Source organism: Streptomyces canus 299MFChir4.1 (assembly GCF_000383615.1).
In the GTDB taxonomy this organism is placed as follows: domain Bacteria; phylum Actinomycetota; class Actinomycetes; order Streptomycetales; family Streptomycetaceae; genus Streptomyces; species Streptomyces canus_C.
In genome coordinates this window covers 185,416-200,723 of sequence record NZ_KB911585.1, presented here as the reverse complement: position 1 = coordinate 200,723, position 15,308 = coordinate 185,416, and the positions used below count along the sequence as shown (strand labels likewise).

The following is a 15,308-nucleotide window of genomic DNA, read 5'->3' as shown; positions in this document are numbered from 1 at the left end:
GATGAGCCCATGTCACTCCCGCACGCGATCCTCACCGCACTGCTCGAAAGGCCGTCGGCGGGGCTGGACCTGACCCGCCGGTTCGACAGGTCGATCGGCTACTTCTGGTCGGCCTCGCACCAGCAGATCTATCGCGAGCTGGGAAAACTGGAGGCCGAGGGCCACATCCGCGCCCTTGCGGAGGACCGGCCGAGCCGCGGGCAGAAGAAGAGCTATGAGGTCCTGCCCGCGGGCCGCGCCGAACTCGAACGCTGGACGGCCGCGGCGCAGGACCCCAAGCCGCACCGGGACACCCTGCTGCTGCGGCTGCGCGCGGCGGCCGTCGTCGGCACGGCGGGCCTCGAAGCCGACCTGCGCCGCCATCTCGACCTGCACCGGCGGCAGTTGGCCGAGTACGAGGAGATCGAGAAGCGCGACTTCCCACCCGACGACGACAGCGCGCAGGCCAGGCTTCAGCACCTGGTCCTGCGCGCGGGCATCGAGCTGGAGACCTTCTGGACGCAGTGGCTCACCGAGGCACTGCGGGAGCTCGCCGAACTCCCGGACAGCTGAAGGCTTTTCACGGACCTGTGGCCGCCACTGGTGGGCGAGGGCTTCAGAGGCGGTACGGCCGCGAGCGGCGGCGCAGGAACCATCCCGCGGCCACCGCGCCGACCGCCACCAGGCCGCCGCCGACCGCCAGCGTCAGGGTGCCGTAGTCCTTGGTGGCGCCGCCGAGACCGCCCATGACACCGCGGGACGGGGAGGCCGAGGCCGTCGCCGAGATCGTGGGCGTGGCGGACCCCGAGACGATGATCGACTGGGTGCCCGCCGTGCTGTTGTCGAAGGCGCACTTCACGATGACGGTGTACGTCCCGGGGCTCACGCTCGACCAGGCCGCGGACTGCAGCGAGGTGGTCCCGGACAGGGCCACCTGGCGGCCCTGGCTGAAGTTGGCCTGGCTGCTGGTCAGGAGCGAGGCGGTGCCCCAGCCGCCGGTCGGCGCGGTACGGGAGCAGGCCGTCGTCGTGACGGAGACCGTCGATCCGGAGGTGCTCACGGAGATGCTCGATGCCGCGGCGGCCGGCCCGGCGGTCAGAGCGAGCGGCAGCGCGGCGACGGCCGCGACGGTCAGGCCGGAGCGGAGAAGTAGCTGTTCAGTGCGCATGGACTGCCCTCCGGCGGCACGGTTGGCGGTACATCCGTGGCGCCGCCGAGGTGGGGGAAGCCCGTGCTGCCTCGGGGACAGCCAACGGGTCCGGGGCCCGTCCCGCAGCCGGAGCGCCGCCGGACAGGTGACGGGCTGCTCCGTCCGGCGCAGCCGTGAGTGGCCGTCAGGGGGCAGCGGGCACGCCCGTCGTCACCGACCGCTCCGCAGACAGCCCGCCCCAGGTGCCGTCGGGCAGCCGCGGCCGGATCCGCACCCGGTGCCTCTCCCCGGCCTCCCGTCCCAGATAGAAGCTGTACGTCGCCCTCCCGCGCGGAGGCGCCCCGCCGAACACCAGCGAGGTGGCCGCCCTGCCGTCGAGGTGGACCTGGTACTCCGTGACGACACCGTCCGTCCGGGGTGGCATCCAGGACAGGTCGAGGTAGTACGCGCCGTCGGCCGCCCGCCGGGTGCTCGCACGGAAGTCCGTCGGTGCCGTGTCCCGGCCGTCGTCGCCGCCCGGAGTGGTGAGGCGGACGGCGCGTCCGGCCGGCGAGAGGTTGTCGGCGGCGTCCCGGGCCCGGACGGTGAAGGAGTAGTGGGTGCCCGGACGCAGCCCGGTGACCACGGCCGCCGTCTGGTCCCCACCCACACTGTGAATCTTCGTGCCGCCCTGATAGATGTCGTACGACACCACGTCCCGGTCGTCCGCCGAGGCGGCCCAGCTCAGCTGGACGGCCCGGCTGCCCGCCGTCCGGCCCCGCAGCTCACCGGGACGGGTCGGGGCCGAACGGTCCGCCGCCGCGGCCGCCGGAGTCGTCGCCCGCACCTCCCGGCTGGGCGGCCCGAGGCGCCCCTCGGTGTCACGGGCCCGCACGGTGAAGACATACGGGGTGGTGGGCTTGAGCCTGGTGACATCCACCATGTGCCGTGAACCCGGCACATCCTCAACCTTGGTGGTGCCGCGATATACCTCGTAGCGCTCGATTCCCGCGCCGACGGCGTTCCACATCACGTGCACACTGGTCGCGCTGCCCGCGGCGGCGGTGACGCCCACGGGGGCGGCGGGCAGTCGGCCGCTCTCGCCGTCGTCCGGTCCGCCCCATCCGCAGGAGCCGACGAGGACGAGCGCGGCGCACAGGCACAGGGGGACGGGAACGCCTCGCACGTCTCTGCCTCCCGGAGAACACCACGGCAATGGTCCGGACCAATATGGCGCCGGTCGGATGCCCGCGGCAAGGGGGCGGACCGTGAGGGTCGCGCTCGCGAGGGTTACGTATGCTGAAGACCTTCTCGGCCGAACTCTCCACGAGGGAAACGGAGTTCGTGCCGGTGGCGCGGACCGCTGTCGTCGCTGTCCCCGCGCCGTCGGGTGGCCGGGAGGCCCGGTTCGTCGAGAACTCGGGCCCCCGGCCCCTGCCCCGTCCGGCCCCTCTGCGGTGGCCCCCCGGCTGAAGCAGCATCAGATTGGGCTGAGTGTCCGTCAATGCCCCCGAGGAGAGGGAGCCTTATCGTGCGTGTCCGGTCGCTGACGCTGGCCGCGGCAAGTGCCGCTCTGCTCGCCCCGACGACGCCCCCCGCCCTGGAGCACGCCACCGCCCGGACGGAGCCGGTGGTGCGGCGCGAGGGGAAGGTCGCGGCCGCCGACCTCCTGGCCAGGGTGCGCACGTGCGAGCCCGTCTCACACGGCCGCTACCGCAGTGACGACGGCACGGCCGCGAACGTCCCCGTCTGCGGCACCCGGAACGCGGTCTTCTGGAAAGCCGACATGGACATCGATTGCGACGGCCGGGCCGGCCCCCGCTGCAACCGCCGCACCGACCCGCTGTTCTCCGACGCCACCGCCTTCCAGCAGTCCGACGGCCGCTACCTGAGCGCCGAACGCCTGCCGTACATCGTGGTGCCGGCCCCGAGCCGGATCTGGGACCACCGCCGGGACGGGGTGCGCGGCGGCGCGGTCGCGGCCGTCGTGTACCAGGACCGGGTGCAGTACGCCGTGGTCGGGGACGTGGGCCCGGGCCACATCATCGGCGAGGCGTCCTACGCCACCGCCAAGGCCCTCGGCATCCGTCCCGATCCGCGCGGGGGCGGCACGCCCTCAGGTGTCACCTACATCGTCTTCCGGAACACTCAGGTGAAGCCGATCGAGGACCATGCCGCCGCCGTCACGACGGGAGAGCGGCTGGCGGGACTGTTCGTACAGGAGAAGTGATCCCGCCAGGATCCGCCGCACCGCCTATCGACCGTCGTGGAAGCCGCCACACCTGCCGATAGCCGTCACACCTGCCGGTAGCCGTCACACCTGCCGGTAGCCGTCACACCTTCCGGTAGTCGTACGCCTCCGCGGCCGCCGCCTCCACCGCCGCGAGGTCAGCTCCGGTCGCCGCCGTGACGACCGCGGCGACCGCTCCCTCGACGAACGGGGCGTCCACCAGCCGTGTGCCCTCGGGGAGCTCGTCCCCCTCCGCCAGCAGCGCCTTGACGGTGAGCACCGCACTGCCGAGGTCCGTCAGGACGGCGATCCCGGCGCCCTGATCCACCGCGGCGGCCGCGCCCGCGATCAGCTCCGCACTCGTACCGAATCCGCCGCCCTCGGTGCCCCCGGCCGCGGCGACGGGCACCTGAGTGCCACCGCCCGCGAGCCCCTTCGCCAGTTCCGCCACGGACGCGGCGACCTCGGCGCTGTGCGACACCAGCACGATCCCGACCAGCTTCTTGTCACTCACCCGCGGCCTCCGCGAGTGCGGCGATCAGCAGGGCGGCCGAGGTCGCGCCCGGGTCCTGGTGCCCGATGCTGCGTTCGCCGAGATAACTCGCCCTGCCCTTGCGGGCCTGCAACGGCGTGGTGGCCAGGGCCCCTTGCTCGGCGGCCGTCCGGGCCGCCGCGAAGCCGGTTCCTAGCGCGTCGACGGCCGGGACCAGCGTGTCGATCATGGTCTTGTCGCCCGGGGCGGCCCCGCCCAGCGTCATGACCGCCTCCACGCCCGCCCGCAGCGCCTCGGCGAGCTGTTCGGCACTGACCTCACCTGCGTCCCCGAGCGCCTTGCCGGTCCGCCGCAGCAGGGTCCCGTACAGGGGCCCCGAGGCACCGCCGACCGTGGAGATGAGCCGGCGTCCGGCGAGGGTGAGGACCGCGCCCGGGGTGTCCGGGGCCTCCTTCTCCAGGGTCGTGGCCACCTCCGTGAACCCGCGCTGAAGGTTGCTGCCGTGGTCGGCGTCCCCGATGGGGGAGTCGAGGGCGGTGAGTCGTTCCGCCTCACGGTCGACGGAGGCGGCCGTCGCCGCCATCCAACGGCGGAAGAAGTCGGCGTCGAGCACTGGATCTCCTTGCGTGGTCGTTACGTTGATCGCTTGCTCACACTCCCCAGCGCAGCCCCGGCGTCCGCACCGGCGCGTCCCAAAGGCGCAGCAGCTCCTCGTCCACCTGGCACAGGGTGACCGAGGCGCCGGCCATGTCGAGCGAGGTGACGTAGTTGCCGACCAGGGTGCGGGCGACGGCGACCCCGCGGTCGGCGAGCACCCGCTGCACCTCGGCGTTGAAGCCGTACAGCTCCAGGAGCGGGGTGGCTCCCATGCCGTTGACCAGCACGAGCACGGGGTTGCGCGGGCTCATGTCGTCCAGGATCGCGTGCACCGAGAAGTCGGCGATCTCCCGGGAGGTCATCATCGCGCGCCGCTCCCGGCCGGGCTCGCCGTGGATGCCGACCCCCAGTTCCAGCTCGCCGGCCGGCAGGTCGAAGGTCGGGCTGCCCTTGGCGGGCGTGGTGCACGCGCTCAGCGCGACGCCGAAACTCCGGGAGTTCTCGTTGACCTGGCGGGCGATCGCCTCCACCCGCTCCAGCGACTGTCCCTCCTCCGCCGCCGCGCCCGCGATCTTCTCCACGAACAGGGTGGCGCCGGTGCCGCGCCGGCCGGCCGTGTAGAGGCTGTCGGTCACCGCCACGTCGTCGTTGACCAGAACCTTCGCGACCTGGATGCCCTCGTCCTCGGCGAGTTCGGCAGCCATGTCGAAGTTGAGCACGTCGCCCGTGTAGTTCTTCACGATGAACAGCACACCCGCCCCACTGTCCACGGCGGCCGCCGCCCGCACCATCTGGTCGGGCACCGGAGACGTGAACACCTCGCCCGGGCAGGCCGCGGAGAGCATGCCGGGTCCGACGAATCCGCCGTGCAGCGGCTCGTGCCCGGAGCCGCCGCCGGAGATCAGGGCGACCTTCCCGGCCACGGGGGCGTCCCGCCGTACGATCACCCGGTTCTCGACATCCACGGTCAGCTCCGGATGGGCGGCCGCCATGCCGCGCAGGGCGTCCGCGACCACGGTTTCCGGGACGTTGATCAGCATCCTCATGGGTATCTCCTGGTGGGTATTGGATCTTGACGGTCCGTGGCGGTGCGTGGCGGCTCGTCAGATCTCCATCGGTGGTCGGCGGCGGACAGCGTTGACCCTGCTCTCGGCAGTATCGACCTTGCGGCAGCGAAGGTCACGTGGGCGGATGCTCCTGGGCGTGCCCGGGGGCCCGGGGCCGGTGACTGCCGCACGGCGATCGACGTCACAGGCCGTGGGCGAGGGGGTGAAGCGGTTCGTACAGGGGGAGCTCGGCGCCGCTGGGGAGACGGATCGCGGTCAGTCTGCCCCAGCGCTGTTCGCTGACCGGGCGGGTGATCTCGACGCCCTTGGCGCGGAACTCGCCGAGCTGGGAATCGAGGTCGTCGCACATCAGGTAGAACTCGTGCTGCGGCGGACCGTCGGTCGGGTGCACGGCGACCTCGGCCGGGGGCAGCTTGAAGAGGAGCCAGCCGCCGCCCGCGTCGACGCCGGGAAACCCGAGGACGTCACGGAGGAAGGCACGGTCCGCCTCGGCGTCCTGGCTGTAGAGGATGACATGTGCACCGCTGATCATGGCTGGCTCCTGCCGTCGACGTACTGACCGAGTGGATGCAGGGTCTCGCAGCGAGTGCCCCAGGATGAGCTCTTGATCTGCCACGTCATGTCGTGTCTCGCGCCCTGCGCAGGGCGTCGCATACCACCATCTTGCTGCCGTCCCCGGGGAGCCGCGACCGTCCCGCAGCCCAGTCGGACACCGTTTCCGACGCCGGCCGTCGACACGGCGCCTGTCCGTAGGGGGTGCCTGCAATGGATCTGAAAGTCCTGTGACCTGGATCATGGGAGGTGGCGCACATGAGCACCCCGACCACCGAAAGCATCGCGGACCCCGGCCCGCTCGGTCTCGCCGCCTTCGCCGCGACGACCTTCGTTCTCAGCACCTTCAACGCCAACCTGATCACCGACAAGAGCCTCGTCGCCGTCGTCCTGCCGCTCGCTCTCCTCTACGGCGAACTCGCCCAACTCCTGGCCGGCATGTGGGAGTTCCGCAAGGGCAACACCTCACGGGCCGACGTCACCTCCGGGTTGGCGATGCCGTCCTTGAAGCCAAGGAGGTTGCGCTGGGCACCGCTGGGGCGGGGGACGTTCTGGAAGCCGTCGACGCGCCATTTGATCTTGCAGGCAGGCAGCCATCCGGCCATGGATCAGCAGTTGTCCGGTCATCTCCGTGTAATGAGGCAGCAAAGATCCCAAGGGCTTCAACGCCATGGAGTGCGACGTCGACGCCGACGGTGTGCTGACCGGGAGTCAGCCCCGCAGCGGATTGGCGCGGGCCGTGGCCAGGAGGTACCAGGCCGTGGCGCCGGTGTGTCGGTAGGGGTAGTAGCCGAACCCGAAACCGGTGTCGAGCGGGCTGCTCGCCGAGACCACCCCGGAGCGCGTCGGGAGGGCCCTGCCGCCGACGGTCTGGGCATCGCCGAGGAGGTCCTGCGCGCGCTCGATCGAGCCGAGCAGGCGGCGGGCGTGCTTCTCGTCGCCGGCCTGTCCCCGGTGGCGCAGCGCGAGCGCGAGGTGGGCGGTGCCCTCGAACCAGACGCCGTTGCGGTCGGGCCTGGGCTGGCCGTCGGCGATGGGGGCGGACTCGTTCGCCAGCAGGCTCGCGGAGCTGAAGGTGCCGCCCTCGTAGGACTGGCCGGAGGGAACCGTGCTGTTGGGGCGGTCGGCCGTGTCCCGTACGGCCAGTTCGGTCGCGGCCCAGTCGAGGGAGCGGGAGTGGCTCCTGGAGGCGAGGGCGAGGTGGGTCCAGGTCTGGGTGTCCTCCGGGACCGGCGACTTGTTGATCGTCACGCCGTCGTTGGTGCCGGTGTAGAAGAAGCCTCCCGATGGTTCCCACATCTTCTCGACGAAGGCCCTGGCACGCTCGCGACGCTCGCGCCACACCTTGTCCCCGGTCAGCCGGGCGAGCCGCCCGAACAGACCGACCAGATCGGTGTTGTGCTCGGTCGAGGTGAACGGCAGTCGCGTGCCGGCCCCGTCGACGCCGAACTTGTAGCCGCCCAGCGGCTCGTCGGTCCGGCCCACCCGCTCGATCCACTCGCCGATCCGCGCCGCGCCGGTGAGGAAGCGCCGCGCACCGGTGCGCCCGGCGAGCGCGGCGAGCGCGATACCGGCCCACGCCATGTCGCCCACGGCGGTGCCGGTGAAGCCGAACTGCGTGCCCACGTTGGCCGTGCCGTCCGCCTTGACGAACCCCTCCGGCTGCGGGGAGCCGTCGTAGAAGGTGTACGGCCCGACGTTGTACGCCTGCCGCAGTCGGCCGTCGTCGTGCACCGGGTCGTGGGTCTGGGCGTACAGCAGCGCGTCACCGAGGGCCACGGCCCGCGACTCGCCCGCGGGGTACGTGAGATGGGCCAGGATCGCGAGGGCGTTGTCGTAGGTGAACGCCGTGCTGAACAGTCCCGCCTGGTCCGTGTAGCTCTGGGTGAGCCGGATCGCGCCGTGGTCCGGGTAGGCGTCCATGGCGGCGGCCAGGAAGGCCTGCGCGCGGCGGGGTGCGGAGGCCGCGGACGGGCCCTGAGCCGCCCGAGACGACTGAGCCGCCTGGGCGGTGCCGGTGCCGGTCGCGGCGAGGGCCGCGGCTCCGAGGCCGGTCCCGATGAGCGTGCGGCGGCTGAGGGGCGGGCGGGGACTGCCGGTCATGGGTCTCCTCGGGAGGTGCGGGGCCCGGTGTCTGAGAGCGCTCTCAAAGGGCGGGATCATTCTGCTGTCGCACCGGAGGACGGTCAACGTCTGTGCGGCGAAGAGCGGTTGAGTTCCTCACGGTGAGGCGGTCGATGACGGTGGGGTGATCATCGGGGTGATCAAGAGAATCGATCAGCAGTCGGCGCCGACGGCGGACGCTGACCCCCCGGGGCCGCCTTCACGCCGGGCCCGGAGGGAGCAGCCGGCCGTGGGCGATGAGGGACGCGGCCTGTTTGAGGCGGCGGACGTGGATGCTGACGCTGTAGGCGTCGACGCCGGGGACGGCCGCCACACGGGTCGTGAGGTAGCGGTAGAAGTCCTCCGCGTCACGGCAGTAGACGACGACCATGATGTTGTGGTCGCCGCTCATGGCGCCCGCGAATGCCACCTCGTCGTGGTCGGCCAACTCCTCGCCGACCCGTTGGAGATGGGCGGGGGCCACCCGCAACCACAGGGCGGCGTTGAGGTGGTGGCCCAGCCGCTCGGGGAGCAGGTCGACGTCGTAGGAGAGGGAACCCGAGGACTCCAGAGCGGCGAGCCGCCGGGCGACACGCGCCTTGGACCAGCCGGTGAGTTCGGCCAGCCGGGTGTGGGTTGTACGGCCGTCCTCGGCGAGGGCGTCGAGCAGCGGGGTGTCCTCGACGGTGGGCGGCTGGAGGGGGCCGGTGGCGGCGGGCGGACGGTCCGCGGTGAGCCGGGCCACCTGGTCGGGGGTGAGCCGGCTGCCGTATCCGGACCATTCGGAGAGGCCGACCGTGCCGAAGGGGTGGATCAGCAGGTCGATGCTGACGTCCAGCACGGAGGCCGCCTTGGGCAGCTGCCGGAGCAGGACGTCGTCGTGGGGGGCGTCGACCGGTGAGTTGATCACGCAGATGATCTCCGAGCCGCCGGAGGCGAGACCGACGTAGGCGATGTCGGGTCGGCGGGTGAGGGCGTCCGCGAGCGGGGCCACGCGGTCGGGGCGGCAGCGGATGCGGGTGATCCAGCGGGCCAGGCCGCGCACCTCCGGGTTGATCAGGCCCACCACGCGCATGACGCCCTCGCGACGCAGGGCCTGGTAACGGCGGGCCGCGGTCTGCTCCGACACCCCGGCGACCTCGCCGATGAGCCGGAAGGAGGCGCGGGGGTGGTGGTACAGGGAGCGGAGGATTTGTCCATCGACCTCGTCAATCATGAGGGGAGTATGACGGTCGGGCGCCTCTGCATGGATGTTTGTGCTCACTTCTGGTCGGGGCGTTGGGGATCCGGTTCGCGGTCGCGGATGCTGGGGCGACCGAGAAGCAATGAACGACCGCGGCGCGCGTCGCCGTAGAGGAGAGTCCCCAGTGAATGTCATGACCCCGGCGAGCGGGCCGGCGGACCGGCGGGCGGCCACGCTCGTCATGGCCTGCCTCGGCGTCTTCGTCGCCTATCTGCCGGTCACCACGGTCGCCGTGAGTCTGCCCGCCGTCCAGTCGGCGCTGGGCGCGACGACCGCCCAACTGTCCTGGGTCCAGGACGCGTTCGTTCTGCCCATGGCCGCGTTCATCCTGACCGCCGGTGTCGTCGGCGACGTCCACGGGCGCAAGAAGGTGTTCCAGGCCGGGCTGCTGTTCTCCGCGGCCGGTGCCGCCGTCGCGCTCGCCGCGCAGTCGGTGCAGGTGCTGTGGGTCGGACAGGCCCTCGCCGGACTCGGCGCGGCCACGCTGCTGCCGACCACACTGGCGCTGATCAGCCACGCGGTACCCGACCACCGGGAGCGCGGCAAGTACATCGGCCTGTGGGCCACCTCGCTCATGGCGGCGCTGGCCGTCGGTCCGATCGTCGCCGGAGTGGTCCTCGACCACTTCGCCTGGCGCTGGATCTACCTCCTGGCAATCCCCGTCTCACTGCTCGCGACCGTCTTCGCGGCGCGGCTGCTGACCGACTCGCGGGCGCCCCACGAACGGCGGCTGGACTGGCCCGGCCAGATCAGCGCCACGTCGGCGGTCACCGCCCTGGTCTACGGCGTCATCGAGGGCGGAGCGGACTCCTTCACCGCGCCGAAGGTGCTCGCGGCCCTCGCGGTGGCCGTCGTCAGCGGGGTGGCCTTCGTGCTCGCCGAGCGGCGCAGCGACTGTCCGATGCTCGACCTCGCGCTGTTCCGCAGCCCGGCCTTCACCGCCACCACGCTGGTCGCGATGATCACCTTCCTCGGGCTGATCGGCTTCTTCTTCCTGCTCAGCCTCTACTTCGGGCTGGTGCAGCAGCTCGACACCCTGCAGGCGGCCTGGCGGACGCTGGTGGTGACCGCCTGCGCCATCCTGGTCGGCGGGCCCGTCGGACGCCTCATGCACCGGGTCTCCGCCCGCGTGCTGATCACGGGCGGTCTGCTGGTCGTCTCCGCCTCCCTGTTCTCGCTGGTCGGTGTCGACGCACACACCTCCTTCGTCGGCCTGGCCTGGCGGCTGGCGCCGCTGGGGCTGGGACTGGGGGCCGTCATGACCCCGATGACCGCGACGGCCGTGGCCTCCGTGCCGCACCACCTGGCCGGCATGGCCGCGGCGGGCAACAACGCGTTCCGTCAACTCGGCGGGGCACTCGGCCCGGCCGTCCTGGGCGCGTTGCTGACCACCCGGGCGCTGGACAGCTTCCCCGGTCACCTGGCCGACGCCGGGCTGACCGGGGCGGCGCAGGAGCGGATCGTCACGGCGGCGGATCACGGAGGACTGGGCGCGGTCGCCGGGCTCGGCCTCGGAGCGGACACGGGCCGGGCCATGGGCGCCGTGGGGGAGGCCTTCCTGGACGGGCTGCGGCTCTGCCTGACGGTCTCGGGGTCGCTCACGCTGCTGGCGGCGGTGGTTGCCTTTGTCCTGCTGCGCCGTCCCCGTGGCATGGGATCGGGTCACACGCAGGTTGCCGGGTCGGGTCGGACGAGGGGCACGGCACCCGGCGAGGTGGCTGCGGCGGTGTCGGGGACCCGCGGGAGTGAGGGGCGCGGAGAGGTGTGACGAGGCAGGGGGAAGAGCTGGAGTCGGATGTGTTCGAGCAGGTCAGCCGCCGGAAACGCCTGTTCGTTGACCATCCCGCCCCCTGGGTACCCGTACGCCATGAGCACCCCCTGCCCGCCCCATGCTCTGCACGACTACGCGCTGCTCGCCGACGGTGAGCGCGGGGCGCTCATCGGGCCCGACGGCCATCGGGTGGCTGTGTGCGCCCACGTGGCACGACGAGGCGGTCTTCGCCTCACTGGTCGGCGGGCGGGGCGCGTACGCCGTCACTCCCGCCGGGCGGTACGTCTTCGGCGGCTACTACGAAGAGGGCACGCTCATCTGGCGCAGCCGCTGGGTCACCGACGACGGGATCGTGGAGTGCCGCGAGGCGCTGGCCTTCCCCGGCGCCCCGGACCGGCTCGTCCTGCTGCGGCAGCTGCGGGCGGTGGACGGGCCGGCCCGCGTCTCCGTCGTCCTCGACCCGCGCGGCGGGTACGGCGCGACACCGGTCGACCCGGGCTCGGTCCGCCGTAGCGACGGCGGGGTGTGGGAGCTGCGCACCGGCCGGCACCGGCTGCGCTGGCAGGGAGCCCCGCAGGCCGTCCCGGGGGAGCGGGGTCTGACCGCGGACATCGAGCTGAAGCCCGGTGAGCGCCACGAACTGGTCCTGGAGTGCGCCGTGTCCCCCTGCCGGCCGATCCGCCCGAGCCGGCACCGACCTGGGCCGCCACCGAAGCCGCCTGGCACAAGACGGTCCCCGCGCTCGACAACACCGTCGCCCCCGTGACGCGCGCCGGGCGTACGCCGTACTGCGAAGTCTCACCGCACAGGGCGGGGGCATGGTCGCGGCGGCCACGACCAGCCTTCCCGAGCGCGCCGAGGAGGGCCGGAACCACGACTACCGGTACGTGTGGATCCGCGACCAGAGCTACGCCGGACAGGCCGCTGCCGCCGTCGGCGCCCATGACCTCCTCGACGCCGCCGTCGGCTTCGTCACCGCGCGCCTGCACGCGGACGGGCCCCGTCTGGTACCGGCCTACACCGTGCACGGCGACCCCGTGCCCGGCCAGCGCGAACTCGATCTGCCGGGCTACCCCGGCGGCTTCGACCGCGTGGGGAACCAGGTCGGTGAGCAGTTCCAGCTCGACTGCTTCGGCGAGGCTCTCCTGCTCCTCGCGGCCGCCGAACGCCACGGGCGCCTGGACGAGGGTCACTGGAAGGCCGTGGAGATCGCCGTGCGGGCCATCTCCGACCGGTGGCGGGAACCCGACGCGGGGATCTGGGAGCTGGGCGACCGGATGTGGACCCACAGCAGGCCCAGCTGCGTCGCCGGGCTGCGGGCAGTGGCCGCGGTCGCCCCCCGCCATCCGCTCGCCGACACCTGCACCGCCCTGGCCGACACCCTCCTCGACGCCGCCGAACGGACCTGCCTCCACCCCGACGGCCACTGGCAGCGCACCCCCGACGACCCGGCCGTGGACGCCGCCCTGCTGCTGCCCGGCGTACGCGGTGCCCTGCCCGCCGCCGACCCGCGCACCCGGGCCACCCTCGCCGCGTGCCGTCGTGAGCTGGCCGACGACCACTACCTCTATCGCTTCCGCCACGACGGCCGCCCCCTGGAGGAGGCCGAGGGCGCCTTCCTGCTGTGCGGGTTCGTCATGGCGCTCGCCGAGCACCAGCAGGGCCGGACCGTCGAGGCGTACCGCTGGTTCGAGCGCAACCGCGGCGCCTGCGGGCCTTGGGGCTGTACGCCGAGGAGTTCGACATCGCCCAGCGTCAGCTGCGCGGCAACCTCCCGCAGGCGTTGGTCCACGCACTGCTGCTGGAGGCGGCCGCCCGGCTCGGTGAGTGACCGGGCGCCCGCCTCCAGCAGTCCCAGAGCTGTTCCGGACGGTTACCGCAAGGCCTGCCGCGCGACAGCGTCCGCGACATGGCCGTGGACGTCAGCCGCCTCCCGGGCCGCCGCTGCCGAACGAGCCGCTGCTGCCCTCGTCCCAGCGGGGCCGTTCGGTCGCCGGACCCGTCCGGGTCGGACTGTTGCCGTGGTTGGGCAGATCGTGCGGGGTCAGTCGGGTGTCGCTCCTGGGCACCTCGTCGGGCTCCCGGTGCTCCCTGACCTCACGGACCGGCCCGCCCTCGGGCAGCCTCGGCTGTTCCTCGGGAGTGGGTGGGGGCGACTCGCGGCGCCTGATGCGGGAGCCCAGGAAGAAGGCGCCGATCAGCACCGCCACGACCACCACACCCGCCGCGATCACTCCGGCCGCGAGGCCGCCCCGGCCCGCGGCCAGGTCCATCCATTCGCTGTTCAGGGCTTGGTTCATGCCACGCGAGTACCCCGCGACCCCCGCGTGAACCGACCCGCCCCGGCGCCCCGCCCCGGAGTGCCGCAAACCTCCGGGAACTCCGGGTTTGGCGGCCCGGACCCCGGCTACCCGCACCCTGTGACGACTTCGACTTCTCAGCAGGAGCTCTTCCAGTTCCTGGAGGACCGCTTCGCGTGTGCCCAGGCGTGCACCGAGTGCGCACGGGCCTGTGCGCTGCGTGCGAGCCTGGTCGATCCGGACGGAACCGAGGAACAGGAACTGCTGCGGCGCAAGGGCATCATGTGCGCCGAGGTGTGCGACGCGACCTGTCGGGTGCTGTCCGAGGAGAGCCATCTCGACGAGGCCGGCATCCGGGTCCAGCTGGAATGGTGCAGGTCGGTCTGCCTGGAGTGCGCGCAGGTCCTCGACCGGCACCCCGGCGCAGAGGACGCCGCCAAGGCGTGCCGCGAGTGCGCGCAGGCGTGCACGGACTTCATGGAGACCCTTCGCTGAGACCGCCGCGCCCGGCGGACGCTCCACCCACCCGCTCCACCCACCCGCTCCACGGACCTGCCTCGCAGCCCCGCCTCACGGACCCTCTCCCGGCCGTTCCCAATTTCTGCAACACGTTCTACCGTGTGCGCCGTCAGGACCGGTCCCGGGGAGCCTGGAGGCGCCGTGCATCTCGACCACACACCCGAGCAGCAGCGGCTGCGCACCGAACTGCGCACCTACTTCGCCGAGCTGGTCCCGGACAACGCGCACGCCCGCTTCACCGACCGGGACGCCCAGAAACGCTTCTACCGCGACACCATCCGGCGCCTGGGCGCGGACGGCTGGCTCGGCGTCGGCTGGCCCGAGGAGTACGGCGGCCGCGGTCTGACCGCGATGGAACAGTTCATCTTCTTCGACGAGGCCGCCCAGGCCGGCGTACCGCTCCCGCTGATGGCCCTCAACACCGTCGGTCCGACGATCATGCGGTACGGCACCGAGGAGCAGAAGTCCTGGTTCCTGCCGCGCATCCTCTCCGGTGAGATCGACTTCGCGATCGGCTACAGCGAGCCCGGCGCGGGCACCGACCTGGCCTCCCTGAAGACCCGCGCCGTACGGGACGGCGACGAGTACGTCGTCAACGGCCACAAGATCTGGACCACCAACGGCGACACCGCCGACTGGGTCTGGCTCGCCGTGCGCACCGACCCCGACGCCCCGCCCCACAAGGGCATCACCATGCTCCTGATGCCGACCACCGACCCCGGCTACTCGTGCACCGTCATCAACACCCTCGCCTCGCACGACACGACGGCCAGCTACTACGAGAACGTCCGCGTCCCCGTCTCGCACCGGGTCGGCGAGGAGAACCAGGGCTGGCGGCTGATCACCAACCAGCTCAACCACGAGCGCGTCACCCTCGCCGCCCACGGCACCATGGCGATCCGGGCCCTGCACGACGTCCAGCGCTGGGCCATGGAGACCAAGCTCGCCGACGGCCGCCGCGTGATCGACCTGCCGTGGGTGCGCCGCCTCCTCGCCCGGACCCACACCCGGCTCGACGCCCTCAAACTCCTCAACTGGCGGATGGTGAACGCCGTCCAGGACGGCACCCTCACCCCGCAGGACGCCTCCGCGGTCAAGGTCTACGGCTCCGAGGCCCGCCGGGACGCCTACGCGTGGCTCATGGAGATCGTCGCGGCGGCCGGCGCGCTCAAGGAGGGCTCGGCGGGCGAGGTCCTCCACGGCGAACTGGAACGCGGCTACCGCTCGGCGGTGATCTTCACCTTCGGCGGCGGCAACAACGAGATCCAGCGGGAGATCATCTCGTGGATCGGTCTGGGTATGCCGCGGGTACGGCGTTAGCCTTC

At 72.2% G+C, this 15,308-nt stretch carries 14 protein-coding genes and 3 pseudogenes; 7 read left to right on the top strand and 10 right to left on the bottom strand.

All coding sequences use genetic code 11. From position 1 onward, the window contains the following. Positions 1 to 9: 9 nt before the first annotated feature. On the top strand, positions 10 to 552 hold the full coding sequence (locus H293_RS0111830; protein ID WP_020118088.1) for a PadR family transcriptional regulator: 543 nt from the start codon (positions 10 to 12) through the stop codon (positions 550 to 552). 43 nt (positions 553 to 595) lie between these two features. On the opposite strand, the gene H293_RS0111825 is transcribed toward H293_RS0111830, so the two are convergent. After that, positions 596 to 1,147 carry a hypothetical protein gene (locus H293_RS0111825; RefSeq protein ID WP_020118087.1) on the bottom strand — a complete coding sequence of 184 codons (552 nt, stop codon included), beginning with the start codon at positions 1,145 to 1,147 and terminating at the stop codon, positions 596 to 598. A 166-nt stretch (positions 1,148 to 1,313) separates the two neighbouring features. Continuing rightward, positions 1,314 to 2,294: a fibronectin type III domain-containing protein gene (locus tag H293_RS0111820; protein ID WP_020118086.1), complete on the bottom strand. Its 981-nt coding sequence runs from the start codon at positions 2,292 to 2,294 to the stop codon at positions 1,314 to 1,316. A gap of 345 nt (positions 2,295 to 2,639) precedes the next feature. On the opposite strand from H293_RS0111820, the gene H293_RS0111810 reads away from it, so the two are divergent. Continuing rightward, positions 2,640 to 3,338, top strand: coding sequence for a glycoside hydrolase family 75 protein (locus H293_RS0111810; RefSeq protein WP_020118084.1), 699 nt, complete (start codon positions 2,640 to 2,642; stop codon positions 3,336 to 3,338). A 103-nt stretch (positions 3,339 to 3,441) separates the two neighbouring features. Here H293_RS0111810 and H293_RS0111805 read toward each other — a convergent pair whose 3' ends face one another. From H293_RS0111805 to H293_RS0111790, 4 genes are all read right to left on the bottom strand, one after another. Then, the gene (locus H293_RS0111805; protein WP_020118083.1) at positions 3,442 to 3,852 is read right to left on the bottom strand and encodes a PTS-dependent dihydroxyacetone kinase phosphotransferase subunit DhaM; all 411 of its coding nucleotides are present in this window, start codon (positions 3,850 to 3,852) and stop codon (positions 3,442 to 3,444) included. Next, positions 3,845 to 4,444 carry a dihydroxyacetone kinase subunit DhaL gene (gene dhaL, locus H293_RS0111800; protein ID WP_020118082.1) on the bottom strand — a complete coding sequence of 200 codons (600 nt, stop codon included), beginning with the start codon at positions 4,442 to 4,444 and terminating at the stop codon, positions 3,845 to 3,847. Before dhaL ends, H293_RS0111805 begins: the two co-directional genes overlap by 8 nt. A 37-nt stretch (positions 4,445 to 4,481) precedes the next feature. Continuing rightward, on the bottom strand, positions 4,482 to 5,474 hold the full coding sequence (gene dhaK, locus H293_RS0111795; protein ID WP_020118081.1) for a dihydroxyacetone kinase subunit DhaK: 993 nt from the start codon (positions 5,472 to 5,474) through the stop codon (positions 4,482 to 4,484). A gap of 202 nt (positions 5,475 to 5,676) precedes the next feature. Then, positions 5,677 to 6,027, bottom strand: coding sequence for a VOC family protein (locus H293_RS0111790; protein ID WP_020118080.1), 351 nt, complete (start codon positions 6,025 to 6,027; stop codon positions 5,677 to 5,679). A 278-nt stretch (positions 6,028 to 6,305) separates the two neighbouring features. Between H293_RS0111790 and H293_RS54690 the strand changes: the two are divergent. Next, positions 6,306 to 6,455: pseudogene (locus tag H293_RS54690) on the top strand (GPR1/FUN34/YaaH family transporter); the annotation flags it as partial. Between the two features lie 53 nt (positions 6,456 to 6,508). Here H293_RS54690 and H293_RS57200 read toward each other — a convergent pair. From H293_RS57200 to H293_RS0111775, 3 genes and pseudogenes are all read right to left on the bottom strand, one after another. Then, positions 6,509 to 6,628, bottom strand: a pseudogene (locus tag H293_RS57200) (deferrochelatase/peroxidase EfeB); the annotation flags it as partial. Between the two features lie 130 nt (positions 6,629 to 6,758). Next, positions 6,759 to 8,150, bottom strand: a complete 1,392-nt coding sequence (locus H293_RS0111780; RefSeq protein WP_020118078.1) for a hypothetical protein — start codon at positions 8,148 to 8,150, stop codon at positions 6,759 to 6,761. Positions 8,151 to 8,370: 220 nt separating this feature from the next. Beyond that, complete coding sequence (locus H293_RS0111775) at positions 8,371 to 9,366, bottom strand: Lrp/AsnC family transcriptional regulator (RefSeq protein WP_020118077.1); 996 nt, start codon at positions 9,364 to 9,366, stop codon at positions 8,371 to 8,373. A 160-nt stretch (positions 9,367 to 9,526) separates the two neighbouring features. Here H293_RS0111775 and H293_RS0111770 point away from each other — a divergent pair, with 160 nt between their 5' ends. Both H293_RS0111770 and H293_RS52625 read left to right on the top strand, forming a co-directional pair. Next, a complete protein-coding gene (locus H293_RS0111770; protein WP_020118076.1) occupies positions 9,527 to 11,161 on the top strand; it encodes an MFS transporter in 1,635 nt (544 codons plus the stop codon). A gap of 99 nt (positions 11,162 to 11,260) precedes the next feature. Further along, a pseudogene (locus H293_RS52625) lies at positions 11,261 to 12,995 on the top strand (glycoside hydrolase family 15 protein). Positions 12,996 to 13,086: 91 nt separating this feature from the next. Here H293_RS52625 and H293_RS0111760 read toward each other — a convergent pair. Then, positions 13,087 to 13,437 carry a DUF6479 family protein gene (locus H293_RS0111760; protein WP_220450791.1) on the bottom strand — a complete coding sequence of 117 codons (351 nt, stop codon included), beginning with the start codon at positions 13,435 to 13,437 and terminating at the stop codon, positions 13,087 to 13,089. Positions 13,438 to 13,584: 147 nt separating this feature from the next. On the opposite strand from H293_RS0111760, the gene H293_RS0111755 reads away from it, so the two are divergent. Both H293_RS0111755 and H293_RS0111750 read left to right on the top strand, forming a co-directional pair. Then, complete coding sequence (locus tag H293_RS0111755) at positions 13,585 to 13,959, top strand: four-helix bundle copper-binding protein (RefSeq protein ID WP_028807761.1); 375 nt, start codon at positions 13,585 to 13,587, stop codon at positions 13,957 to 13,959. A gap of 165 nt (positions 13,960 to 14,124) precedes the next feature. After that, positions 14,125 to 15,303, top strand: a complete 1,179-nt coding sequence (locus H293_RS0111750) for an acyl-CoA dehydrogenase family protein (protein WP_020118075.1) — start codon at positions 14,125 to 14,127, stop codon at positions 15,301 to 15,303. Positions 15,304 to 15,308 lie beyond the last annotated feature (5 nt).